The 22,921-nt window shown below is 50.6% G+C and carries 22 protein-coding genes; 9 read left to right on the top strand and 13 right to left on the bottom strand.

Annotated elements, in window-relative coordinates; all coding sequences use genetic code 11:
• Positions 1-7: 7 nt before the first annotated feature.
• From J7619_RS08690 to J7619_RS08680, 3 genes are all read left to right on the top strand, one after another.
• Complete coding sequence (locus J7619_RS08690) at positions 8-1,951, top strand: response regulator (RefSeq protein WP_291197012.1); 1,944 nt, start codon at positions 8-10, stop codon at positions 1,949-1,951.
• Positions 1,952-2,037: 86 nt separating this feature from the next.
• Positions 2,038-2,805 carry a hypothetical protein gene (locus J7619_RS08685; RefSeq protein ID WP_291197010.1) on the top strand — a complete coding sequence of 256 codons (768 nt, stop codon included), beginning with the start codon at positions 2,038-2,040 and terminating at the stop codon, positions 2,803-2,805.
• A gap of 522 nt (positions 2,806-3,327) precedes the next feature.
• Positions 3,328-3,762: a MarR family winged helix-turn-helix transcriptional regulator gene (locus tag J7619_RS08680; protein ID WP_291197008.1), complete on the top strand. Its 435-nt coding sequence runs from the start codon at positions 3,328-3,330 to the stop codon at positions 3,760-3,762.
• Positions 3,763-3,844: 82 nt separating this feature from the next.
• Here J7619_RS08680 and J7619_RS08675 read toward each other — a convergent pair whose 3' ends face one another.
• The 7 genes from J7619_RS08675 to J7619_RS08645 all read right to left on the bottom strand — a co-directional run bounded on the left by J7619_RS08675 (position 3,845) and on the right by J7619_RS08645 (position 11,298).
• Entirely contained in the window at positions 3,845-4,672 is an 828-nt protein-coding gene (locus tag J7619_RS08675) for a DUF4097 family beta strand repeat-containing protein (protein WP_291197006.1), read from the bottom strand.
• A gap of 4 nt (positions 4,673-4,676) precedes the next feature.
• Complete coding sequence (locus J7619_RS08670) at positions 4,677-5,543, bottom strand: DUF4097 family beta strand repeat-containing protein (RefSeq protein WP_291197004.1); 867 nt, start codon at positions 5,541-5,543, stop codon at positions 4,677-4,679.
• Positions 5,544-5,563: 20 nt separating this feature from the next.
• A complete protein-coding gene (locus J7619_RS08665; RefSeq protein WP_291197002.1) occupies positions 5,564-6,403 on the bottom strand; it encodes a HEAT repeat domain-containing protein in 840 nt (279 codons plus the stop codon).
• The gene (locus J7619_RS08660) at positions 6,390-6,914 is read right to left on the bottom strand and encodes an RNA polymerase sigma factor (RefSeq protein ID WP_291198293.1); all 525 of its coding nucleotides are present in this window, start codon (positions 6,912-6,914) and stop codon (positions 6,390-6,392) included. The genes J7619_RS08665 and J7619_RS08660 overlap by 14 nt, the downstream gene beginning before the upstream one ends.
• A 165-nt stretch (positions 6,915-7,079) precedes the next feature.
• Positions 7,080-7,562: a PA2169 family four-helix-bundle protein gene (locus J7619_RS08655; RefSeq protein WP_291197000.1), complete on the bottom strand. Its 483-nt coding sequence runs from the start codon at positions 7,560-7,562 to the stop codon at positions 7,080-7,082.
• 53 nt (positions 7,563-7,615) lie between these two features.
• A complete protein-coding gene (locus J7619_RS08650) occupies positions 7,616-8,746 on the bottom strand; it encodes a hypothetical protein (RefSeq protein WP_291196998.1) in 1,131 nt (376 codons plus the stop codon).
• Positions 8,747-8,862: 116 nt separating this feature from the next.
• Positions 8,863-11,298 (bottom strand): ABC transporter permease, encoded by a 2,436-nt coding sequence (locus tag J7619_RS08645; protein WP_291196996.1) that lies wholly within the window; start codon positions 11,296-11,298, stop codon positions 8,863-8,865.
• A gap of 234 nt (positions 11,299-11,532) precedes the next feature.
• On the opposite strand from J7619_RS08645, the gene J7619_RS08640 reads away from it, so the two are divergent.
• The 3 genes from J7619_RS08640 to J7619_RS08630 all read left to right on the top strand — a co-directional run bounded on the left by J7619_RS08640 (position 11,533) and on the right by J7619_RS08630 (position 13,351).
• A complete protein-coding gene (locus tag J7619_RS08640; RefSeq protein ID WP_291196994.1) occupies positions 11,533-12,102 on the top strand; it encodes a Crp/Fnr family transcriptional regulator in 570 nt (189 codons plus the stop codon).
• Between the two features lie 75 nt (positions 12,103-12,177).
• A complete protein-coding gene (locus J7619_RS08635) occupies positions 12,178-12,834 on the top strand; it encodes a metal-dependent hydrolase (RefSeq protein ID WP_291196992.1) in 657 nt (218 codons plus the stop codon).
• A gap of 241 nt (positions 12,835-13,075) precedes the next feature.
• Positions 13,076-13,351, top strand: coding sequence for a hypothetical protein (locus J7619_RS08630; RefSeq protein ID WP_291196990.1), 276 nt, complete (start codon positions 13,076-13,078; stop codon positions 13,349-13,351).
• Positions 13,352-13,419: 68 nt separating this feature from the next.
• Here the strand turns inward: J7619_RS08630 and J7619_RS08625 are convergent, their stop codons facing one another.
• Complete coding sequence (locus J7619_RS08625; protein WP_291196988.1) at positions 13,420-14,328, bottom strand: class I SAM-dependent methyltransferase; 909 nt, start codon at positions 14,326-14,328, stop codon at positions 13,420-13,422.
• Positions 14,329-14,604: 276 nt separating this feature from the next.
• Between J7619_RS08625 and J7619_RS08620 the strand changes: the two genes are divergently transcribed.
• The 3 genes from J7619_RS08620 to J7619_RS08610 all read left to right on the top strand — a co-directional run bounded on the left by J7619_RS08620 (position 14,605) and on the right by J7619_RS08610 (position 17,182).
• The gene (locus J7619_RS08620) at positions 14,605-15,507 is read left to right on the top strand and encodes an AraC family transcriptional regulator (protein WP_291196986.1); all 903 of its coding nucleotides are present in this window, start codon (positions 14,605-14,607) and stop codon (positions 15,505-15,507) included.
• An 87-nt stretch (positions 15,508-15,594) separates the two neighbouring features.
• The gene (locus J7619_RS08615; RefSeq protein ID WP_291196984.1) at positions 15,595-16,440 is read left to right on the top strand and encodes an oxidoreductase; all 846 of its coding nucleotides are present in this window, start codon (positions 15,595-15,597) and stop codon (positions 16,438-16,440) included.
• Between the two features lie 58 nt (positions 16,441-16,498).
• Positions 16,499-17,182 carry an NAD-dependent epimerase/dehydratase family protein gene (locus J7619_RS08610; RefSeq protein ID WP_291196982.1) on the top strand — a complete coding sequence of 228 codons (684 nt, stop codon included), beginning with the start codon at positions 16,499-16,501 and terminating at the stop codon, positions 17,180-17,182.
• Here J7619_RS08610 and J7619_RS08605 read toward each other — a convergent pair whose 3' ends face one another.
• The 5 genes from J7619_RS08605 to J7619_RS08585 all read right to left on the bottom strand — a co-directional run bounded on the left by J7619_RS08605 (position 17,183) and on the right by J7619_RS08585 (position 22,919).
• On the bottom strand, positions 17,183-17,818 hold the full coding sequence (locus J7619_RS08605; protein ID WP_291196980.1) for a hypothetical protein: 636 nt from the start codon (positions 17,816-17,818) through the stop codon (positions 17,183-17,185).
• A gap of 192 nt (positions 17,819-18,010) precedes the next feature.
• Positions 18,011-18,397: a DUF5618 family protein gene (locus J7619_RS08600; protein WP_291196978.1), complete on the bottom strand. Its 387-nt coding sequence runs from the start codon at positions 18,395-18,397 to the stop codon at positions 18,011-18,013.
• Positions 18,398-18,447: 50 nt separating this feature from the next.
• Positions 18,448-21,594 carry an efflux RND transporter permease subunit gene (locus J7619_RS08595; RefSeq protein WP_291196976.1) on the bottom strand — a complete coding sequence of 1,049 codons (3,147 nt, stop codon included), beginning with the start codon at positions 21,592-21,594 and terminating at the stop codon, positions 18,448-18,450.
• A gap of 1 nt (position 21,595) precedes the next feature.
• Positions 21,596-21,895, bottom strand: coding sequence for a DUF190 domain-containing protein (locus tag J7619_RS08590; protein ID WP_106598220.1), 300 nt, complete (start codon positions 21,893-21,895; stop codon positions 21,596-21,598).
• 13 nt (positions 21,896-21,908) lie between these two features.
• Complete coding sequence (locus J7619_RS08585) at positions 21,909-22,919, bottom strand: efflux RND transporter periplasmic adaptor subunit (protein WP_291196974.1); 1,011 nt, start codon at positions 22,917-22,919, stop codon at positions 21,909-21,911.
• Positions 22,920-22,921 lie beyond the last annotated feature (2 nt).

Here is a 22,921-nt window from a genome sequence, read left to right as displayed (position 1 = left end):
TAACCCCATGGATAATACAAAACTTTTGCTGCTGGACGACAGGGAGGAAAACCTGATCTCACTCAAAGCGATCCTGAACCGGGACGACATCGAAATATACGCCACAACCTCGCCCAATGAGGCGCTGCGGATGGTGTGGGAAAACGAGATTGCCGTGGCATTGGTGGATGTTCAAATGCCTGGAATGGACGGTTTCGAGTTTGCCGAGACGCTTTTTTCCAACCCTAAAACCCGGGAGATCCTGATCGTTTTCGTAACGGCTATTTCAAAGGAAACGACCTACGCCGTGCGGGGCCTCAAAACGGGCGCTATCGATTACCTCTACAAGCCGCTCGATCCTTATATCACCAATGCGAAAGTGGATTCGCTCATCAAACTGGCGCGCAGCCAGCGTGAAATACGGGAGAAAAACAAGCTGCTCGAAAACTACGCGACGATCGTTCTGAATTCGCCGGATATCATTGCAACTGTGGAGCCTGATACGGGATCGATATTGTCCATCAATCCGTCGGTGGAGACTATCCTGGGCATTTCGCCGGCTTCGCTGATCAGGACATCCATGCTCGATTTGCTGGTAGATCCGTTGAGGTCCGGCCTGCGCGAAGTACTTGTGAAGCGTAGTTTTGTGGGGGGCGAGACGATTGTGGTGGAAGACCAGTTCTACGGAAGGCTGCGGCAACCTGTTTGGCTGGAACTGCGGATTATGTATAGAAACCGGTTGCTATTCGTCAACCTGCACGACGTAGAGAAGCGAAAAGCGCATGAACTGGCGTTGATAGACGCGCAAACGCAAGCGGAGAAGGCACGTAAGACGAAAGAATCATTCCTCGCCAATATGAGCCACGAGATCCGAACGCCGCTGAACGGCATTATCGGGTTAGGAAACCTGTTGTCGGCGACCGATCTCAGTGACGCGCAGGAGGAGCTGGTAAATATGCTCCGGCAGTCGTCCGGATCGCTGCTGAATATCCTGAACGACATTCTTGATATATCTAAAATCGACGAAGGGAAATTCTCGATCATTCCTACGGCTACGGACCTGCGGGTGCTGGGCAAGCAGATCGTTGATTTAATGCAGTTTAAGGCCGACGAAAAGAAGCTGGAACTTCGTCTGGAAATCAGCAAGCAAATCCCCGAATCCGTTACCGTGGACGGCATGCGCCTGAACCAGATCTTGCTGAACCTGACCGGCAACGCCTTAAAGTTCACCGAAACCGGTAATGTGACATTAAAAATGGAGCATCTGGCCGAAACGCCGGCGGGGCACAGGGTTCGCTTCGCGGTGGAGGATACGGGCATCGGGATGTCGGATGAGCATTTGTCCAACATTTTTTCGGAATATGGCCAGGCTTCGGAGAATACCTCGCACCAATACGGCGGTACCGGCCTCGGGCTGACTATTTCACAGAAACTCGTGCGCCTGATGGGCAGCGAGCTGGAAGTGAACAGCCGTTTCCGTCAGGGTAGCCAGTTTTTCTTTACGCTGATCGTTCCGGACGCAAACGAAAAGACAGGCGACGGCAAGCCGGCGGTTTCGTTCCAGAACCTGCCGGCTTTCGATGGCAAGAAGGTGCTGGTAGCCGAGGACAATCCGATAAACGCATTGCTTTTAAAGAAATACCTCAAAGCGTGGCAGCTTAATGCGGTGATCGTGGGCAATGGAAAAGAAGCCGTGGACCAGTTGCGCGAAGCGTTTTTCGACCTGATCATCATGGATACACGTATGCCCGAAATGGATGGTTTCCAGGCGGCACGCGTAGCGCGCGAGGAGCTGCATATTACAACGCCGATCCTCTCGCTTTCGGCCACGGTATTGCCCGAAGAAGTGTCACAAGCATTGGAAGCCGGGATGAACGATACGCTTTCAAAACCGTTCGAGCCGGAGAAACTGCATCAGAAAATAGGCTTACTGCTTTCAACCATCGCACCTGCAAGCGTGTCCCGGTTTTAAAGTGCAACGATTTGCGGCTACTTTTCGTAATGATTAATTGCCGGATTTCGTTGTAGAAAGAGTAATTCTAATTGATAAAACAACAAATGAAAACGATCAGAAACAGTTGGTCATTGCTGCTGTTACTAGCCCTGGGCGGTTGCAGTTCCTCCAAAACGATGCCTTATGCATCCAAATGGAATGCGCCGTTCTCCTATGTAGATGAAATCAAACCCGACCAGCAGGACCAGCGGTCGCGCCTCAGATACGGAATCATCAACGACGACCAGTACGTGTACATTACGCTCAAGACGAAAGATCCCAACACGATCCAGAACATATTGAGCAGCGGCCTGAAAATCGCTTTCAGCCCGGCCGGACAAAAGAAAGAGGCTTACGCGCTGACATTCCCCGTGGTGATGAAAGAAGACCGCAAGGCATTGCGCCGCGTTGAGACCGATATGCCCAACAGCCTGGGCCTCGGATTGCTCCTTGATTCTTACAACAAGGAGGCCGTTTGGAAGGATCGCGACGGCCAGCACTTGATCGACCTCGTGCGTCCGGATGGCAGTATCAAATCGCACATCGCGATGGATCGCGACGGCGAATTGACCGAGCAGATCGCGATCCCGTTCGCGCTCATGAATGTGAATGCACGCGAGACGGAGATGATGGGAATGAGCATTAAGGTCGATGGGCAATCGTCGTCCAATTCAGGATTCAGCCCGCGCATTGGTATCGGCCTTGGCGGCGGTATCGGAATGGGCGGCGGCATGGGAGTAGGCATTGGCACAGGCGGGTATAACTCACGCTACAATGGCAACGACCGCAATGTAGACATCCGTTTGGAAGTACAATTGGCAAGAGCTAATTAAACCAAACTTTATCAGAATTTTGAGCCCGTGGCATTTGTGTCGCGGGCTTTTTTTGTGTCAGGTATGGTCAAGTGTAGTCAAGTGTAGTCAGGTATAGTCAAGTGTAGTCATGAGTGGTCATGTATTGTTCGTTGAGGTATGACTACATAAGTTAAGCCGTCGCCATTGTTGTTGCATCCCTGACGGGATTTTGATCATCAAACTCAATTCTTCATTGCTACCGATGTTACGTCGCTACGCGACTTTGGTAGTCACCTTGAAATGCCGCTAGGCATGTAATCCTGGTAGCATTCCGAACGCCCCGCGCGTTCCGGGCGTGCCGTAGGTACGCGACAACAAAGAGTCAGTCATTGGCCGGTTCTACGGCATGTATTTGACATTCAACCAAATACAGGTATCAAATGTATTCCAGTTTAAAATAATCAACCGTTTGTTTGTCAATGTGTTATGACTAATGTATTATTGTGTAATACTTGACTATTCAAGTATATATCAACTATAAATCAAATATATTTCAAGTTTATGTCAACCATTTCCCAGGAGTTGAAGCTGTTTTTAAACCTTGCGATTATCCAGACAATCACCACGAAACGCTTCGATGCGAAGCTTCAGAATCATGGAATAAGCCTGAATGAATTCATGATTTTGCATCATCTGGCGAATGCCGAGGACGAGAAGTTAAGGCGTACGGATGTCGCCGAAAAGGTGGGATTGACGGCCTCCGGGATCACCCGGATGTTGTCGCCTTTGGAGAAATTGGGGTATGTAAAAAGGGAGGCAAACAGCCGTGATGCGCGGGTATCGTATGTGAAGCTGGCTAATGCAGGAAAGAAGGTTTACCACGAAGCGATCGCCACCGCAGAAGCGACAACCTTGCAGATTATGGCTTCGGTGAAAACAAGAAAACTCGACGATCTGCAAAAAATGCTCGCGGAGCTTGGGGCGACAATTGAATAGGTAGCTCCACCTCGCAAAATACCCATAAAAAACGCCTCTGGCAGACGATCTGCCAGAGGCGTGGGCCAAGGGTCGGGAAATGTCATTTCGCTTTTCTGACGTAAATATTTCCGTTCATGTTCTTCATCATGATCTCGCTGCCGCCGCCGTTGACTTTGCCTTTCACCCAGTCGTCGATGCTGACCTTGTACATGCCGTCTTTGGAAGTCTTGTTCGCTTGGGGCACCGTTTTGTCGACGTCTACATCGAAGTCGCTGTAAATTTCGCCCCGATCGGATTTCGCCTTGATATCGAATTTGGCCGTGGCCGGCAGTGTAATGTCAACGTTGCCGTTCAGCGTGGAGAATGCCATCGGCGATTTGGCATCCAGCGTTTTGAAATTTGCTTTCAGTACACCATTCACCGTGTTGGCAACAGCCGAGCCTGAGACGTTCGTGAGGCGGATATCGCCGTTTACGTTCGTGATTTCCAACTCGCCATCCACGTTCTCGATCAGGATATCGCCGTCGTTGATAGTACCCACATTCAGCGCGAATTTCATCGGTACCTTGATATTCAGCTCCATTTTCGTATTGAACAGTTTCGAGCTCACGTTCACGACATTTTTTTCCTCGGTGGCCGAAATGTCGAGGCCGCCGTTTCTGGAAATGCGTTTCATGCCGTCCACTTCCTTAGGCTTTTCGGCCTTTTCCGGTTGTTTCGTGACCGCATCGATCACCACCTGGTTGCCGCTGTACCCTGTCACGCGAATGGATCCGGTAATGAGGTGTACTTTGAGTGTACCGGGCTTGGCGGGGTCGCTCAGGGGGATCGTCAGTTGTTCTTTCAAGTCGCCCTGGGCCAGCAACGGCGCCGAAATGGCGGTAAATGCTGTTAACGCTGCGAGGGCTAGAATGCGCGGGGTCTTCATTTTGCTATGATTGTTTTTTAAGATAAATATTGCCATTGAATGTTTCGAATTTGTAGGTAGGACCGCCGCTGCCGATGCGGATAAACGTTTCGGTGCTCAGCTTGTAGACAGTCTTGTTTTCGCGGTTTTCCGCATTTTTCACAACCCTTACCGGAAGCCTTTCGACATTGGGGAAATCGGTGTAAAAGTCGCCGTTGAAGGTCTTGAACTGGCAGTCGACAGCCAATGCGGCCGGGTAGCTGATTTTGACATCGCCGTTGAGCGTTTTGAAATCGGACTCTCCGGAAGGCAGGGAGGCATAATTGACTTCAACATTGCCATTGATCGTGTGCATGGTTGCGGCGCCTTTGGCATTGACGACTTTGATCGCCCCGTTGACATTGCGGACGCCCAGCGAGCCGGTTACGTCGTTCACGTTGATATCGCCGCCATTTACCGTCGACACGTGCAAATTGAGCGAGTAGGGGACTTTTACGGTGAAATCCAGTTCGAAATCATAATGGATTTTCGGACCGTCCCAGTTGCGGCGACTATGGTTAGGCCGCGAATCGAAGGGGTTGGCGATGTAGGCGATAATGCTGTCGGCTTCCTGTTCGATTTCCAGTTTGAATTCGGCTTTGCCTTCGTCGAGCCCTTCCTGTGTTTTGGCCCTGATCTTTTTATCGATTTCAAGCACTACTTTGTCACCATTGTAGCCTTCCACTTTGATGAACCCGTTGATATTATAGATCGCCAGCACATTTTTGGCGGCCTGACCGGCGCTGATCGTAAATTCTTTGCTGACATGCTCTTTGTGTTCCAGCTTCTGCGCCGGGGCCTGGGTACAGCAGAGCACTGCTCCCGCCAGCAGGGGGATTGCAAAATACTTCATGGCTAATAGTTGATTTAAGTTTATGAAAGGTCTTTGATTGTTTGTTCGATCTTGACTTTGACGAGGTCGTTCAGGTCTTCTTTTTGCAACAATGTTTTCAATGCTTTTACCGAACGTTTTTCCTGCAACTTCACCATCACATCCGCCAGCGCTACCTGCACCATCGGCGAATCCTGTAATGCGAGGGATTTGACCAATCCTTCCCGCACGGATGCGTCACCGGCATATTGCGTGAGCGCTTCGAGCGTCACGAGCCGCACATTCACGTTAGGGTCGTTGTTTAAAGTGGCAAACAGCGCTTCTAAGACGCGATCGTCGGCGTGCGCGATCTCACTGGTGTACCCCACTGCCCGAAGCCGCTCAGTGGCCGAAGGGTTTTCCAGCAGCGAAAGCATCATCGTGCTCTTCATGTCCTGCACCTGGCTCGCCAGCGTCTCGATCCGCTGCTGATAGGCGACGGCATCGACTTTGCTGCGGCTCGTCCGGTGGCCGATCACCCAGCCCAAGCCGACCAGTAGCAGGCTGAATCCCAGCTGAACCGTCCACTGTGGTAATACAAACTCCCGGATGCTTTCCATCATACTATGGAACGAGAACCGCGCCGCCGCTCTTTCCGCCTCTTTGAATTCGTCGAGCATCGTGTAAAAATTGGTGCGCATCGCTTCCTTCGGCTCCGGAACCCTTATTTTCGCCATGCTATCCCAGATCTGCTTGTCGGCAGCGAACTCTTCCTGGCAGCTCTCGCACTGGGCCAGATGCCGGTTAACCTCCATTTGCTCGCTTTTTTCGAGGTTATTGTTGAGCCATTCGGTCAGCTTGCCTCTGGTATATTCGCAGTTCATTTTCTTATCGTCTTTCATTTGTAAAAAACCTTTTCTTCAATTCCCCCAATGCCCTGTGGACCCGAACTTTCACTGTTCCTTCGTTGATATTCAGCACCTTGGCAATTTCGTCGTATTTCATTTCCTGGAATCTGCTTAATATCAGCACTTCGCGGTATTCGGGGCTTAGTGCGCCCATGGCTTTGTGCAGGAATTCATTGTCCTGCTGCCGTTCCAGGCCCTCGTCGGCCAGTGCGCCACCTCCGATCCGGTCGGCGACCTCGTTCACATCGTAAAAATTGAACGACCTGTTTTGCTTCACCGAATCGTTGAGCACATTTCTGGCCAGGTGGTACATCCATGTTCGGAACTCTCCGTCGCCGGTAAAAGTGTGCCTGTATTTAAGCATTCTGTAAAATACATTCTGGACAAGGTCTTCACTGAGGTCGGCCTTGTGTGTCATGTGGTAAAAGAAACCGAAAAGCGGCCGGTTGTACCGTTCGAAGAGCAAGCCCATCTTATCCAGGTCCCCGGTTTTGACCCGGAGCATCAGCGAGTTGTCGGTTAGGGTATTCAAGGCTCTGCGCTTTGTTTTCGTGATTTTGATGTGGTAACTCCGGGGAGTGGGAAAGGTTACAGGAATTTAGAAAAAAAGTGGAAAATATGTTTAACTGATTGATCATCTGTAAATAAAAAAGCCCCTTTCGGGGCCTCATTAGGTTGTCAGTGGGTATTTCGAAACGTCGCGCTGGCGGTCGCGTTCGGTTTTGATGTTGTTGTGGGCAGCCTGGACGGCATTGTATTGGTGTTGGACCAGCTGGTAGATTTCGGCGGGAAGCTCGTTGGATTGCAATGCTTCCTCGTAGGCTTTTTTGGCTGCATCTTCGCCTGCTTCGGCGTTTTCGAGAACGGCCCGGCGGTTATCGGAAGTGAACGTAGCCCGGATATCCATCCAGATACGGTACAATTTGCCCGACAGCAGAGTACCTGTGGCGGGCTCACCACCTAGTTGCATTATGCGTGATTTCAGGTCGCGTACGTGGGTGCGGCTTTCCCCGGCGAGGCTGTTGAACATCGCCCGCAGATCATTTTCGAGCTCGCCCGCTTCGGCTTCGGCTTTTTCATATCCGGCAATCCGGTCGTTGTTGATCAGGATCAGGTCGTTCAGGATTTCGATGGTTTCTGAATTTCGTGCCATGGTGGTAATAGTTTTGATGATGGTGCATTTCCATCAATAACCATTCCAAAGGCTTAATGCAGAATACTGATCGAATTGTCGTAGATCTTGTATGTGCAGCCGGGCGCCTGATCACGGATTACCTGCTCGCACACGAATCGGAGAATTTCGTCGCGGCGCAAAAGTGGCGTGCCGGTTTGCGCTTCCCAGTATTTTGTTTCAGGAATAAAAATAATCACTACTGCATTGCCTCCGGCAAATTCCCAGCCAAACTGGATTTTGATCGCACCCTCGGTGTAATAAATACTCCCACCACGGCCATCCTGCGTGTATTCCAGCTTCGGAAAAAAGCGGCTCATAATTTCATTTTTAAACTTCCCGACATCTATGCCGGTGCTCTTTTCAATGCCGTTGTAGTCGCGTGACCGCTGGTCGTCGCGGTCGTACATCATGTGCAGGCTGCACGCGGGCGATGCGTACCCTGCATCGCGTTCGGCGAGATATTCTGGGATTCGGGTACCGTATCCTGTGCGTTCCGGATCCGGTTTTTCTTCCGGCAGTGGAAGTAAATGCACTTCCTCATTTCGAATGGCCCGGAATATGTTGGCAGGTGCTTTTCCGTAGGGTGCTTTGGGGAAACCTTCTGTGAATTTGATGAACTGAATGCGATGCGTCCAGCCATCGGGCCAGCCGGCTTCGATGGTGTAAAAGCCAGGAGGGTAGGGTAGTGTGTTGGTTAAAATCATGGTGCCGCCATTGAGGCGCTCCCGGATGGGCTTTTCTTCAATCACTTCCTGCGAGCACGTATTCGTGAGGCGGAATGTGTCGGCGTCCCAGGCGTATTGAGGCATGTGAAATACGAGCTGCTGGCAGTCGGGATAATGGATAACACGCACATTCACAGGCCTAATGCTGCCTGCCAATCCTTCGCCGGACTTTTCGGTGGCGTCCTGCCAGAAATTCGAAACGTTGGTCAGCATGCATTTGCCGTAGTAGGCTTCCTCCGGTGCGAGGGGTTCGGAGAGCGGCTCCGTGGCGTCCAGGGGGATCATACCCGGGGTGCCATCCCCGATGTCAGGTATAAAATAGCCTGATTCCGGCTGATTTTCAGATTTTTCCAAAATACGCCGCCTTACTTCAACCACATTACCCGGCTGAAAAACGTGGATATGCCGGATGATTTTACAGCGAATCGTAGCTTCCATTGAGGACCATGGTTTTGATTAAAATAGAAAATCCGGGCCGGCTGCCAGCAAGCATACGACCCGGATTCTAAAGTACTAACTAATTATGATTCAAATGGCTGATTTCGATCCAGCGGCTATTCCGAGCGAAGGGATTCAACGGGGTTCATCAATGCTGCTTTGACCGACTGATAGGAAATCGTACACAATGCAACCAGCACCGACAATACACCCGCCAATGCGAACATCCACCAGGTAACGTCGATTTTATATGCAAATTCCTGCAACCAACGGTCCATCAGCCACCAGGCCGCGGGCGTGGCGATGAGCAAAGCGATAATCACCAGTTTCAGGAAATCCTTTGAAAGCAATGCGATAATACCCGCAACCGACGCGCCAAGTACTTTCCGTACGCCTATTTCCTTGGTACGCTGCTCGGCCGTGAATGTGGCCAGACCAAACAGGCCCAGGCACGCCACAAAAATGGTCAGCCCCGCAAATGTGCCCAATATCTGACCGGTTTTCTGTTCTGCCTTGTAGGTTTCATTGAAACGCTCGTCGAGGAAGGTATAACTGAACGGCATGTCGGAATGGAACCCGTCCCAGTTGTTTTTCATAGAAGCCAACAGCCCCGAAACTTCCGCGCTGCGGGTTTTGACCATCATCCAGCCCCAGCCATTGTTCAATGTCATTACGAGCGGGCCAATGCGCTCGTGCATGGAGCGAAAATGGAAGTCTTTGACGATCCCGATGACGTGGTAGGTTGCTTTGTTTCCCTGGTTGTCGCTGCGGGTAATCATCCGGTCCATCGCATTCTCAGGCGTCCAGCCGAAGGTCCTGACGGCCGTTTCGTTGATGATAATGCCGGTGGAATCGGTACCATATTCCTTCGAAAAATTGCGACCGCGGGCCATTTCCATGCCTAGGGTGGCGAGGTAATTATAATCGACCTCGTAGCGGAGCGTTTTCACCATGCGGTCGGTTTTTCCATCGGGGTTAACCGTGAAATTGTTGTTGTCGGAAGGCCCGGCAGGTACATAACCGGACAGGCTAATGTTTTCAATGCGTGAATCCTGCATCAATCCCTCGCGGAATGCCTCCATGTTTTTGCCCAGCGACCAGGTTGGGATCACGATCACCTGGTCTTTGTTATAGCCCAGCTTTTTGTTGCGGATAAATTGCAATTGCTGGAAAACAACCGTGGTGCCAACGATGAGGATGATCGACATAAAGAATTGAAATACAACCAATCCGCTCCGCAGGTTGAAGCTTTTGCCCGAAGACGACAGCTTGATGACCGACGAACCGCCTTTCAGCACGGTAATGGGCTTGAAAGATGAAAGGAAAAAGGCCGGGTAGCTGCCGGCGAATATGCCGACAAAAAGGCCAAAACCGATCAGTGCAGGAATCAGGCCGGGAATGGCATCCCATTTCAGCGCCAGGTTTTTACCGGACAATTCGTTGAAAACAGGCAATGCGATCATGCTCAGCAGGACCGCCAGTACCAATGCAAGCGAGGTCAGCAAAATGGATTCTGTCAGAAACTGACTCACCAGTTCGCTCTTTTCCGAGCCCATCACCTTGCGTACGCCCACCTCCCGTGCGCGCTTGGAAGAGCCTGCGGTGGAAAGGTTCATGAAATTGATGCAGGCAATGAGGAGCATCATGGCTGCTACTGCACCGAAAATATAGACGTAGGTAATGTCGCCGTTTACATCGAGATCATACTGGAAATCGGAATGTAAATGGATGTCCGTCAGCGGTTGCAGGCGAAGTTCGAGATTGTTGCCCTGCTTGCGGAATTCGGCGGTTGTCACGCCCATCGCTTGTTTGAGTTGCGGGCTCATGTACTTATCGACTGTCGCCGGCAGTTTGGCTTCCAGCTTTTTGTAATCATAACCTTCGGGCAAAACCAGGTAGGTGAAGAACTCGGAAGTCATCCAGGAATTGGCTTTTGCCTCATCCACCGACGCCATCGAGCCTAGTAAATCGAACCGGAAATGTGAATTGGAAGGAATGTCCTTCATCACGCCGGTCACACGAAGGGTTTTATTCCAGTCTTTGAAAGCGATGATTTTACCTACTACATCCGTTTTTCCGAAGTATTTCCGGGCGGCAGTTTCAGACAAAACAATGGTATTCGGTTCCAGCAGTGCATTTTTTGGGTTTCCTGCAATGAATGGTAATGTGAATACCGAAAAGAAATTGGAATCGACAAAAGCCAGCCTTTCGTCGTTGTAAAGCTTGTTGTTCAGCAAAACCAGCGGCTGCCCGCCTTGCCGGAGTCTTGTGGATTCGAGCACCTCAGGGTAATCGGCTTTCAATGCCGCTGCGGTGGGGGGCATTACGTGCGATTCGTTGATAATCCCGCCTTGCATTGTGCCTTTGAATGTCGTCCGAACGATGCGGCTTGCTTTTTCATGGAAACGGTCGAAGCTCAGCTCATCGATCACGTACAGGCTGATCAACATGCAAGACGCGAGGCCGATAGCCAGTCCGGCGATGTTAATGGCAGAGAAAACCCGGTTACGGACAAGGTTTCGCCAGGCGATTTTAAAATAGTTCTTTAACATAGGAATGGTGCTGACTGGGAGTTGTTCAAAAATTCAATTTTCATGGCTAATAGACGGTACATTGTATTGCATAGTACATTGTATAAAATATATGCCAAAACTGCAAGTTGTTGTTTTACAGTATATTGATTTTGCTTCGAAGAAATCTCCCGTTCGCATTCGGACACTTTTGTACGATAACGACCGTGCATCGAGGCTGTTCTTTGCTACATTTACGACCGATTTCAGTGCATTATGACGGATCTTGAACACTATCTGCAAACCTATTTTGACTTCGACCACACCGAACTGGTCAAAGTCTCGTCTTTTTTCAAACCCGAAGTTCTGAAAAAGGGCGATTACTACCTTCGAACGGGGAAATTTTGCAATAAGCTGAGCTTCATCAAATCGGGGCTGCTGCGGGTTTTTGTGGATTTGGAGGATAGGGAGGTAACGCAATGGATTTGCACGCAGGGTTATTTTGTAACGGACCTGTCGAGCCTCGTGTTTGCCAATCCGGCCCGCTGGAACATTCAGGCTTTGACTGACACGGCGGTTTACACCATCGAAAAACAAGATTACGACCGTCTGGGTGACTACGTGCCCAAATGGCCCGTCACGGAAAAACTCTTCATCGCGCATTGCTTCACTACGCTTGAAGACCGTGTATTCTCCTTCCTGTCCATGACGGCCGAGCAGCGTTATAACCTGCTATTCGACAGCCACCGTGACATTTTTACGCAGGTACCCTTGCAATACATCGCTTCCATGCTCGGAATGACGCCGGAAACCATCAGCCGCATTCGCCGCAAGCAGCTCAATTGATTTCTTGATCTAGGTCAAGTGCGCACGGAAATGGCCCGAATACCTTTGCAGGGTCATTAATCAACCACTTGTGTTATGTTTCTAGGTCATTATGGTTTAGCATTCGGGGCAAAGAAAGTCGCTCCCAAAGTTTCGCTGCTGGCGCTCTTTGTTGCAGTCGAGTTTGTCGATATTCTCTGGCCGTTCCTGCTGTTGCTGGACGTCGAAAAGGTGAAAATTCGTCCGGGTTTTACGGAAGTCACACCGTTTGAATTTGTACATTATCCCTACACGCACAGCCTTGTCATGGGTATTGTGTGGGGTGTGATCTGCGGCGGTATTTACTGGTTATTCCAAAAAGATATGCGGAGCGCGATTGCTGTCGGACTGGCTGTGCTAAGTCACTGGTTCCTCGACCTGGTCGTCCACGTCCCCGACCTTCCGCTGACGCCTTTTGGTAGTGAAAAATTCGGAATGGGCATGTGGAACTCATTGCCACTGACCGTTTTAACGGAATCCGTCATTTTCATCGCAGGCGTCTGGATTTACATTAAAAATACCCGTCCTATCAACGGAAAGGGCAAATGGGGCCTTTTCTCGCTGGTCACTTTCTTTGTTATTGCCGAGATATTTAACATGTTCGGTCCGCCGCCAGACGATTCCATCCCTGCCTTGCTCGGTTCATTCGTGGTTTTGCAAGTGATTGTGCTGGGGCTGGCTTATTTAACGGACGGGAATAGGCAGGCGGTTTAACCGCCGGTCGCTGTAATACCGGTGGATCAGCCGCAGGATCATTCGCGTTGAGAAAACAGGTAGATCATTGACCCAGAGGGGCTTCCTGTTTATAGCACTGAATGGCCTTAACTTGTGGTTGTACCCCAGCGGTGTCCTGAAATGTTACCAGGAGGCACCTGCGGAGCCCAGCGTGTTTTTTTTGCCTGGATTTGCTATAAACAGGAGACCCCTTCGGGCGACAAAAAATACACAATAGCACGTGAGAGCAGAACTTAGGAATCGCCTTGACGCATATATGTCGCAAATCAGAGCGGCTGATACCTCTGAAATTCCGGAAATCAAATCGACATTTTTCGGGTGGTATAATTCAGTTTCTGATGAAGACAGAGCTGCAATGCAACCTTTTTGGGATGAAATGAAAGAGGAAATGTGGGGTGTTATCAACGAAATAAAGGAGTTGATGAAGGAACTTATTACGCTCAAAGAGGAGGAGCTTGCGGAGGCGCGCAAAAGGCTGGAGACTGAATGCAGCTGAACGCTGACGGCCGACACAGACAACCGAATGCAAATAGGCGGTCAATGGTCGGCCGTCGGTGGTCAAAATTACTTCCTCTGAAACCCCTTGTAATGCGCCACAATATCCTTATCGCTGAACTTGTGGTCCGGATCCTTTCTACCGAGAAAATAAACCCCACTAGCCGTATCCACATTAAATGAATCGGGCACGAGGTGGTCGAAGAACCTGATCCAGCCGAATGCCATGGCTATCACGATGGCGGCTTTTTTACTGCGGGTGAGCCCCCAGGCAGCGTACCGCACATTCCAGAGTAAAACAGTACCAATACCGGTCAGGAAGCCAGAATCCAGTAATTTGAAATCTTTGAAAAGCAACCGGTGACCACTTTCGGTGAAGCGGGTGAAGTCGTACGGGCCTTCGTGCACGTGCTGTTGAAACGGTGTTTCGGCGTACACGATACCGCCCGGCCTGAGCACGCGGTGGATCTCGGCTACTACGCGTTGCGGGTACATTACGTGTTCGAGAACCGCCTGGATCCAGATACCATCGATGCTGTTATCGGCGATGGGCAGGGAATGGCCGTCAGCGATAAAATCGGTGTTGGAAGAGGCGTAAATATCGAATGAAAGTATATCAATGTCTTTGGCATCATACATGCCCGCCGCGCCGTTCCCCACTGCGCCGCCGCCGATGATGAGTACCGTGGGTTTTTTACCCGGACGTCTGGGAAGGGTTTCCAGGAATCGGGCAAGGTTTCGCTTTGTTTTGCCGTCGCTTCCCCAAAAAATCCTTTTGATTGTATCGTATTTATTGCCGCTACGGGGAATGAGGCTTTCCCCGCCCGTTGCAAGCAAGGCTTCCTTGCTCAGGATGGTTTCGTCGAAATTGACGAGTATCGGTATTTTCTTCTGAATCAGGGGTATTTCGGTGGTCGAATGCGAGCACGCACTGTTGGTGCAGTAGATGCTTTCGTCAACGATTTTTAAAGGGGACAAACATAAAGGACAAACTAGTGTGCCGTTTTCAAGATGCTCGGTAAGCAGTGGACTAAAAGATTTCATTGAAGAAAATGTGTATGGATTTGGAGTGTGGTGTGTGATTGGTTTCGGGTAAAAAGGTTTTGTTCAAAAATCTAAATTAGGGAAAAGTACTGTTTTACAAACCGGTGACGCGGGATTTAATCGTTGGCGTAAAACTGACCCCTACCGCCTACCGCCGGCGATGGTGTGTGGTCTATGGTCTATTCTATTTGATTTTCGTAACTTTGCGATATGGAAAAACCGGAATCACTCGAAGAATTCTATCAATACAAGTTCAACTGGCTGCCTGAAAATTTGCAGCAGGACATCGGGCATTTCAATGTGTTTTCGATGGGAGAAAATTCCATTGCGAATCCCGTGCCGGCGCGGTACAGCCGGAGGGATTTTTACAAAATCGCGCTGATACGGGGCAAAAACCTGTATCACTACGCCGACAAAAGCCTCGAACTCGACGGAACTGCGCTGATGTTTTTCAACCCGACGGTGCCTTATACCTGGGAGGCGGCTTGCGACACGGTGACGGGGTATTTCTGTATTTTCAAGGAAGGATTTTTCTCTGAAAAACTGCGTGGCAATGTAGCGGATTTGCCCATGTTTGCCGTGGGCGGAAAACCGTCCTATATCCTCAACGATGCTCAGGATGCCCACGTAAGTCAGATTTTTGAGAAGATGCTGGAAGAAATCGCGTCCGATTACCCTTTTAAGTACGACTTGCTAAGGAATTACGTGACCGAACTGGCGCACTACGCCCTTAAAATGGAGCCCAGCGAGGCATTGTACCAACACCCCAATGCCAACTCGCGCATTACAGCCGTGTTTACGGAATTGCTCGAACGCCAGTTCCCGATCGAAGCACCGTCGCAGCGGTTTACACTGCGTTCCGCGAACGATTTTGCGCAGCATCTCTCGGTACACGTCAACCATTTGAACCGCGCCATCCGCGAAACAACCGGTAAAACGACGACCACACACATTGCCGAACGACTCGCCTCCGAAGCGAAAGCACTTTTGCGGCATACCAACTGGAATATTTCCGAAATCAGTTATTGTCTCGGCTTTGAAGAACCCTCGCATTTCAACAACTTTTTCAAGAAGCAGACCAATTATACGCCATCCGCATTCCGGATTGTTTGAATTTTGCAAGTATCTGTTTGAACCACGCAATGCCTTGCCGTGGATGCCATTTTACCTTTGTCATGTTAAATCAATCAACAAAGAACAATGGAAAACAGAAAAGTATGGTTTGTTACCGGTGCCTCCAAAGGCCTGGGACTGGCACTTGTGCAAAAATTGTTAGCAAACGGATTCGCGGTAGCCGCTACATCACGCTCCATCGAGGAACTGAAAACCGCAGTAGGAAGTACAGAGCGCTCATTTCTACCTCTTAGCGTATCGTTAACGGACGAGCGGAGCGTTGGCAAGGCGATTGCGGATACCCTGGCAACGTTCGGTCGTATAGACGTGGTCGTGAATAATGCAGGGTATGGCCTGGCCGGTAGTCTGGAAGAGCTTTCGGATGCCGAATCGCGGACTAACTTTGATGTGAACGTCTTCGGCACATTGAATGTGATCCGTGCGGTGATGCCGCATTTGCGTGCGCAGGGATCGGGTCATATTCTCAACATTTCGTCGATTGCAGGTATTACGGGTGCATTTCCTGGTTTCGGGATCTATTGCGCAACCAAATTTGCGGTTAACGGTTTGTCGGAATCGCTGGCGGCCGAAGTGGCGGATTTCGGCGTGAAGGTGACGATCGTCGAGCCGGGCTATTTCCGTACCGATTTCCTTACCGCTGGCTCATTTGTAACTCCTAAAAACGGGATCGCTGCATATCAGAAGGTTCGCGATTCGGAGGCGGTGCACCAGCAGCAGATCAATGGCCAGCAGCCCGGGGATCCTGCCAAAGCGGCCGATGCGATGATCCGTATTGCCGGCGAAGCCAATCCGCCGCTGCACCTGGTACTGGGTGAGGATGCGCTCGGTTTGGCCAACTCGAAGATCGCAGCATTTTCAACTGAGCTGGAAAACTGGAAACCAGTGTCTATTTCAACGAATTTCGACGCCTGAGCGACTTTAAAATATCCTTATCTTGCGGCATTAACAGCATTTCAAACCAAAACAAACTATGGCCGTTGAAGGAAAAGTAAGAGCGATCATCACCGGCTCGACCGGTATGGTGGGCGAGGGGGTACTGTTGGAATGTCTGGAAAACCCGGACGTCGAATCGGTGCTTATCATTAACCGGCGTCCGCTCGGAATGAGCCATCCGAAGCTTAAAGAGATCGTACACAAGGATTTCTATGATATTTCACCAATCGAGAGTCAGTTGAAGGGCTATAACGCCTGTTATTTCTGCCTGGGGACCTCCTCGGTAGGGATGAAAGAACCTGAATACCGGCGCATTACCTACGACCTGACCATGCATGTGGCTACGGTGCTCAGCCGGCAGAACCCCGACATGACGTTCTGTTACGTTTCCGGAGCCAGCACCGACGGTACCGAACAGGGCCGCATTATGTGGGCACGGGTGAAAGGGAAGACGGAGAATGATTTGCGGAAACTTCCTTTTGATCAGGTATTTGCATTTCGTCCGGGCTTTATGAAGGCAACGGAGGGACAGAAAAACCTGCTGAGTTTGTACAAGTACATCGGTTGGATGTACCCCATCGTAAAAGCGATTTTTCCTAACGGAGTTTCTACGCTTACGCAGGTAGCGAGGGCGATGATCAATGTTACGAAATACGGCTACGACAAGAATGTCCTCGAAGTGAGAGACATCAATCTGGTTGGTGGCAGGCAGTATGTATGATTATTTCATTTTTTCATACGAAAATGCGTCGCCTTTGAGGAGCGGGTGTTCGCCCGTAAGGCCGTCCTTTTCGGGTTTGAGCACGATATTTTCGACGAATATCTCGATAATCCAGGGTTCGATGCGGAATTCGAAATAATTGTCGTCCGATTGCACCGGGAAAGATGTGTAGCGTTCAGGCGCGAGTGAGAAAAAGAGATCTATACCGGTCGTTTTGGTTTTGGGTATTTGAAATATGCCTTCCTGGCTCATTTTGCCATATTTTTCACCTCCCGGGGTTTTGACCAGGGTTTCAAAGAATGGCAGGATTTGCGCGTTGCTGTCGACAATTTTGATCGTGGTGAAGTCATCGGAAGCGGCTTTGCTCGTCACGAGGGCGAAATCACGTTCTGGCCTGGGGCGGCTGTTGAGTATGATCTTTCCATCCTGAAACTGCCATTTTCCGTGCCCCTGGCGATCCATAGCACCATAAGAAAAGTAAAGTTCAAAGGTGCTGTCCGGTTTGAGCAGAATAGCCGAGGCAGTTTCCATGACGCCTTGCAAATGGTATTCTCCCGGAATGGATTTCGGCACCTGCGCGGCAGCGGCGGAGCCAGCGAGGAGCATTAGGGCGAGGAGGTAGCGTGTTTGCTTCATCGAAGGATAGTTTAAAGTGTATAGTTGAGTATGCCGTGTTCCGCTAAGGACATACGACTTAGGAAATTTAACTAAAAACAGCCGTTTTATCCGCCGGATAATTATTATAAGGCACAAATACTGAGCGTGTAGAACAACGAAGCCGGGCCCATCGCTGGATCCGGCTTCACTTTTTTATCGGCTGTCAATTAATTAGCAAGTGGCGGTACGCTGCTCGACCCACTGGATGATTTCGTCGGCTCGTTTGAGGCCGGATTGAGCCGTAGAAACCTCCCGATTGCCATCATAGCTCATAGACAAATGCAACAATTCATAAGCACTCATGAAATTTGTCAGCAACTTTTTGTCAGTTCTGGCAACTTGGTCACGGTACCAGTTAATATCCTTTCTTCCCTTGCCTTTAATCCCGAACAAGCCGTCAAGAGCTAAGAGTACACCGGTGTATGCGGCATGTCCAGCCAGTTTAACATACTTTCGATCCGTGTATAGATCATCTTCTTTGATGGCCTTTTCTCTCAAAATCGTACGCGCATTCTCGACATAGCGCTTTGCTTCCAAAATAGGGTCTTTTGCTGCCATAGTGATGTGTTTTAGATTTTAACTAAAACAAAAATACACCTTTCAATATCCTATTCCAACTCCAAAACCTCCCTGGGCTTCTGCGGTTTGCGTCGTTTTTCGCTCCACAAATACAACGGCGGAATGAGTATCGGAGCGAAGAGCAAGGTGCTTGTCAAACCACCGATAATCACAGTCGCGAGCGGGCGTTGAACGTCGGAACCGATGCCGGAGGAAATGGCGGCCGGTACCAAACCGATAATCGCTACCACCAGAATAGACAGCATCGCCCGCAGCTGTTCGGAAGATGCTTCGAGGACATGGCTGGCAAGGTCGTTTTCGTGTGCCTGAGCGGTGCGGTTGAGCGCGGACACTAAAAGTACGCCAGCCATTACTGAAATCCCGAATATGCTCACGAAACCCACTCCCGCCGAGACGTTGAAGTAATATCCCCGCATGAGCAATGCCACAATGCCCCCACCAAGCGCAAAAAGAATACAGCTCATCGTCACCATCGTGTGCGGAAGGTTTTTGAACAACATAAATAGGAACAGGAATACCATCACAATCGTAAGCGGAATGGTGAATGCCAGCTGTTTGCCGGCGCGTTCCAGGTTTTCGTACTGGCCGCCGTAAATGATGCTGTAACCCTTTGGCACGTGAACCTGTGCATTGAGTTTGCGCTGCAATTCTTTCACAAAGCCACCCTGATCGCGCCCGCGGATGTTGGTGCGGACGGTTACCATCCGTTTGCTGCCGTAACGATAGATATTTGTCTGTCCTTCAATAAAATGGATGTCGGCCAGCTGGCTCATGGGTATGAGCGCGCCTGTGAGCGAAGGCACCTGCACGCTTTTGATCGCGTCGATGGAGTTACGGTATTTCGGCAGGAAACGGATCACGATATCGTACCGTTTGGTACCATCATAGAGCGTCGATATCGTCTTGCCGCCGATGGCCGCTTCGATCATATTCTGAATATCGGCCACATTGATTCCGAAGCGTGCCGCTGCCTGGCGGTTAATATTGATCGCAAGCTGTTCCTGAGGGCCTTCCTGTTCGATGTTCACATTGTCGGCACCCGGCGTAGCCTTCACGATTTTAGCAATGGCTTCGGCTTTTTTCCGCATCATATTCAAATCGTCGCCTACGACGGACACGGCCAAATCCGCCGCGCTGCCGGTGACGATTTCCATCACCTGGTCGATAATCGGCTGGCCGGACGAGAATGCAACGGCCGGGAGCTGTGCTTGCAGGTCTGCTTTAATCTTTTCCACCAGTTCCTTTTTGGTAATGGTGTGACTCCAGAGATCGTAATCCTTCAAGCCGACCAGGATTTCGTTCCGGTTGGCCGGGAACGGGTCGGTGCCGTCGTCGTTGCGGCCGGTTTGGGTGATTACGAACGATATTTGCGGATATTTGGCAATAATCTTCCGGATTTTCGGCGCATAACTCGCGTTTTCCTGAATAGTAATCCCCGCCGGAAAATTGCCGCGAAGGAATATCGAGCCTTCATCGAGCGTAGGCAAAAACTCGGTTCCCAGCTTGATGCCGAACAGAACCAGTATGGTTACAATGCTGAACCCGATCAGTACAGTGGCTTTGTAGTTCTTTAAAAAACTTCCCAGTGCTTTGGAATAGGAGTTGGTAAGGAAGTCCAGTACAAAGTTCTTATGCTCTTTCATCGGCTTCTCCGGATCAGCCAATGCTTTTTTGTAGGCAAATGAGATGAGCACCGGAATGAATGTCAGCGCGGCAAGCATCGAACCGATAACGGCGAATGCGAGCGTCAGCGCCATGGGGGAGAAGAGCTTTCCTTCCACGCGCGTCATGAGCAGGATAGGCATGTACGCGAGAATGATGATGGTCACTGAAAAGAATATCTCCCGGCCGACTTCCTGCGCGGATAGCAATGTGATTTTCACAATGCCCTGCTGCTTTTCCTCCGGACTCGCCGTGCGGTACTTGCGGATCAAGTGCTCGGCCATCACGCACGCCCCATCCACGATGATACCGAAGTCGATCGCACCCAGGGAAAGCAGGTTCGCCGGAATGCCGGTCAAACGCATCAATATAAATGCAAACAACAGCGAGAACGGAATGGTAAGCGCCACTACCAGGGCGCTGCGGATGCTGCCGAGGAAGAATATCAGCAATATTACCACGATCGAGATACCCTCAAACAGCGTATGTGCCACAGTTTCAAGGGAGTGGTCGATGAGGAAACTGCGGTCGTAAAGGGGTTTCAGGTGTACACCTTCGGGCAGTTCGCTGGCTTCGAGGTCGGCGATGCGTTCTTTCAATACTTTCAAAACCTCGCTCGGGTTTTCGTAGCGACGGAGCAGGATAATGCCTTCTACACCGCTGCTAACGTCCACTTTATCAGCATTAATGGTGTAGCCCATTACCCCGCTTGGCGGCGGAGGCGTGATTTCGACCGTGGCGACATCGCGTACAAATACCGGTACCCCGTTATCCGATTTCAACACGATATTCTGGATATCCTGCTCATTCTTAATGGCTCCCAATCCGCGGATCGCAAAGCCCTGGCCGCCGCGTGCAATCACATTACCACCGGTATTTTGGTTGTTGGCATTGATGGCTTCGATCACGTTCTGCATCGACAGGCCGTATTTAACCAGTTTTTCGGGCGAAGTAATGATGTGGAATTGCTTCAAAGGACCGCCGAAAGTAGTTACGTCGGCAATGCCCGGTACTTGCAGCAATGCAGGTTTGATCACCCAGTCCTGCAAATCGCGAAGCTGGGTAGGACTGTAACTGGGCGGTGCTTCCACCACATAGCGCAAGATTTCTCCCACCGCGGTTGACAGTGGCGCAAGCTCCGGTGCAACGCCGTCCGGAAGTTCAGCAGAGGCTAGCCGTTCGGTAACTTGCTGACGGGCGAAATAATCGTCTGTGCCGTCTTTAAACGTCAGCTGCACTACCGACAGCCCGAAGATCGTCCGGCTACGTCTGTCGAGCACATTTGGGGTGTTTTGAAGGGCCCTTTCAATGGGAACGGTAACCTGTTGTTCCACTTCCTCGGCGGCGCGGCCGGGATATTGGGCCACTACGATTACGTTGGTATCGGCGATATCAGGGTAAGCCTCTATTTTGAGCTGTGTGAAGCACCAGTAGCCGGCGCCCATCAGCACTACGCTCACAGCAATCACTACCCACCGGTTGCGAAGGCTGAAAAAAAGCAGGTTCTTGATCATGTTAAATCCACTTGTCTACATGGTTGGTGACTATAAACCCGCTTTTCACCTCTTTACGAAGCAATGTCAATGCGGATTTAACTTTTTCTTCCTCGTCTATGAAGGAAATGACCATGGGCGTTTCGTCGAAACTGAACAGGTCGTTGGGGCGGCTCAGGTGCTTGCCGTCGAAGCCGAGGCGGCCGCGGTACACCGTTGCTCCCTGCACTTTTTGTTTGACCAAAAACTGCATAATGTATTCAAATAGCGGAATTTCGTCTTTCCAGTGATCGGCACTGATGAAGATCTGGGCTTGAAGCATATCCGGGAGGGGGTTAATAGCCGAACGATAAACCTTTGAGCTGCATGACGCCCTTGGTCACTACACGCTCGCCCGCTTTCAGGCCGCTGAATGCGACGATCCTGTCGCCGATCTGGTCGCCGATGTTGACCTCGCGGCGCTCGAAAACCTGTGGTGCGGTTTTAAGGAAAACATAGTTGCGTCCCTGCACGGTCACCAATGCATCTTTATTGATACTGAGTTTTTTACCTTCACTCAAACCAAACGCAACTGTGCCGAACATCCCCGCTTTCAGCTTGCCGTTGGAGTTGTTGATGTTCACACGCAGCTTGATCATCCGGGTGGTCTGATCCACGAGGTCGGCGATGTCGTCGATGGTACCCGTGAAATCTTCGTTCGGAAAAGCGGTGAACTGAATGGTGCATTTGCCGCCTTTTTTTACCTGGCTGATGTCGCTCTCGGGTACGTCGCATATGATGTACGCGGTGCCTGCGGGCGCGGTGCGGAGCTGTTTTGGTTCAAAACCACCGGCTTTCAGCTTGGTTTCATGCTCGATAATGGCTGCACGCTCGTTGATCAGGTTGGTTTCTTCCATCGATAGCGCGGTTTGCGATTCGAGCAGGTCTTTACCGGTAGCTGCACCGTGCTCCTGCAAATCTTTAATGCGCGAAAGTTCGGTTTTGCGCTGACGGATATTGATATTCTGGATCTGGTTGATCATCGTCAGGTGTTGCAAAAGCTGGGTATAGTTGCCCGCAAGCTCGGGATTGTCGAACAGGACGATATTGCCTGAGGCGCCCTCGTTCGAACGGAGAACGGTGGCGGAAACCTTTGCAGGCGCGGTCACGTTCGCCATCAGTGCAGAGCTGGAAATCGTTTCAGTTTGGAAGAAATTCGCACTTTCGGCGAGCGGAAACGATATTTTGGTGCCGGAAGCATTTACGACCGGCGACGAATTGTCCGGTACGGGCTTGTTGGCAGCTTTGTTCTTGCAGCCTGCTATCAAAGTCATGGCCAGGCAGGTGCAAACGAGTATGTTCTTCATGA

This window comes from Dyadobacter sp. (assembly GCF_017744695.1).
In the GTDB taxonomy this organism is placed as follows: Bacteria; Bacteroidota; Bacteroidia; order Cytophagales; family Spirosomataceae; genus Dyadobacter.
This window is presented reverse-complemented; position numbering and strand designations above follow the sequence as displayed.

Excerpts from the sequence above, each read along its gene's own strand:
- J7619_RS08690 (WP_291197012.1), top strand. The coding sequence starts at position 8 with ATGGATAATACAAAACTTTTGCTGCTGGACGACAGGGAGGAAAACCTG.
- J7619_RS08685 (WP_291197010.1), top strand. The coding sequence starts at position 2,038 with ATGAAAACGATCAGAAACAGTTGGTCATTGCTGCTGTTACTAGCCCTG.
- J7619_RS08680 (WP_291197008.1), top strand. The coding sequence starts at position 3,328 with ATGTCAACCATTTCCCAGGAGTTGAAGCTGTTTTTAAACCTTGCGATT.
- J7619_RS08675 (WP_291197006.1), bottom strand. The coding sequence starts at position 4,672 with ATGAAGACCCCGCGCATTCTAGCCCTCGCAGCGTTAACAGCATTTACC.
- J7619_RS08670 (WP_291197004.1), bottom strand. The coding sequence starts at position 5,543 with ATGAAGTATTTTGCAATCCCCCTGCTGGCGGGAGCAGTGCTCTGCTGT.
- J7619_RS08665 (WP_291197002.1), bottom strand. The coding sequence starts at position 6,403 with ATGAAAGACGATAAGAAAATGAACTGCGAATATACCAGAGGCAAGCTG.
- J7619_RS08660 (WP_291198293.1), bottom strand. The coding sequence starts at position 6,914 with ATGCTCCGGGTCAAAACCGGGGACCTGGATAAGATGGGCTTGCTCTTC.
- J7619_RS08655 (WP_291197000.1), bottom strand. The coding sequence starts at position 7,562 with ATGGCACGAAATTCAGAAACCATCGAAATCCTGAACGACCTGATCCTG.
- J7619_RS08650 (WP_291196998.1), bottom strand. The coding sequence starts at position 8,746 with ATGGAAGCTACGATTCGCTGTAAAATCATCCGGCATATCCACGTTTTT.
- J7619_RS08645 (WP_291196996.1), bottom strand. The coding sequence starts at position 11,298 with ATGTTAAAGAACTATTTTAAAATCGCCTGGCGAAACCTTGTCCGTAAC.
- J7619_RS08640 (WP_291196994.1), top strand. The coding sequence starts at position 11,533 with ATGACGGATCTTGAACACTATCTGCAAACCTATTTTGACTTCGACCAC.
- J7619_RS08635 (WP_291196992.1), top strand. The coding sequence starts at position 12,178 with ATGTTTCTAGGTCATTATGGTTTAGCATTCGGGGCAAAGAAAGTCGCT.
- J7619_RS08620 (WP_291196986.1), top strand. The coding sequence starts at position 14,605 with ATGGAAAAACCGGAATCACTCGAAGAATTCTATCAATACAAGTTCAAC.
- J7619_RS08615 (WP_291196984.1), top strand. The coding sequence starts at position 15,595 with ATGGAAAACAGAAAAGTATGGTTTGTTACCGGTGCCTCCAAAGGCCTG.
- J7619_RS08610 (WP_291196982.1), top strand. The coding sequence starts at position 16,499 with ATGGCCGTTGAAGGAAAAGTAAGAGCGATCATCACCGGCTCGACCGGT.
- J7619_RS08605 (WP_291196980.1), bottom strand. The coding sequence starts at position 17,818 with ATGAAGCAAACACGCTACCTCCTCGCCCTAATGCTCCTCGCTGGCTCC.
- J7619_RS08600 (WP_291196978.1), bottom strand. The coding sequence starts at position 18,397 with ATGGCAGCAAAAGACCCTATTTTGGAAGCAAAGCGCTATGTCGAGAAT.
- J7619_RS08595 (WP_291196976.1), bottom strand. The coding sequence starts at position 21,594 with ATGATCAAGAACCTGCTTTTTTTCAGCCTTCGCAACCGGTGGGTAGTG.
- J7619_RS08590 (WP_106598220.1), bottom strand. The coding sequence starts at position 21,895 with ATGCTTCAAGCCCAGATCTTCATCAGTGCCGATCACTGGAAAGACGAA.
- J7619_RS08585 (WP_291196974.1), bottom strand. The coding sequence starts at position 22,919 with ATGAAGAACATACTCGTTTGCACCTGCCTGGCCATGACTTTGATAGCA.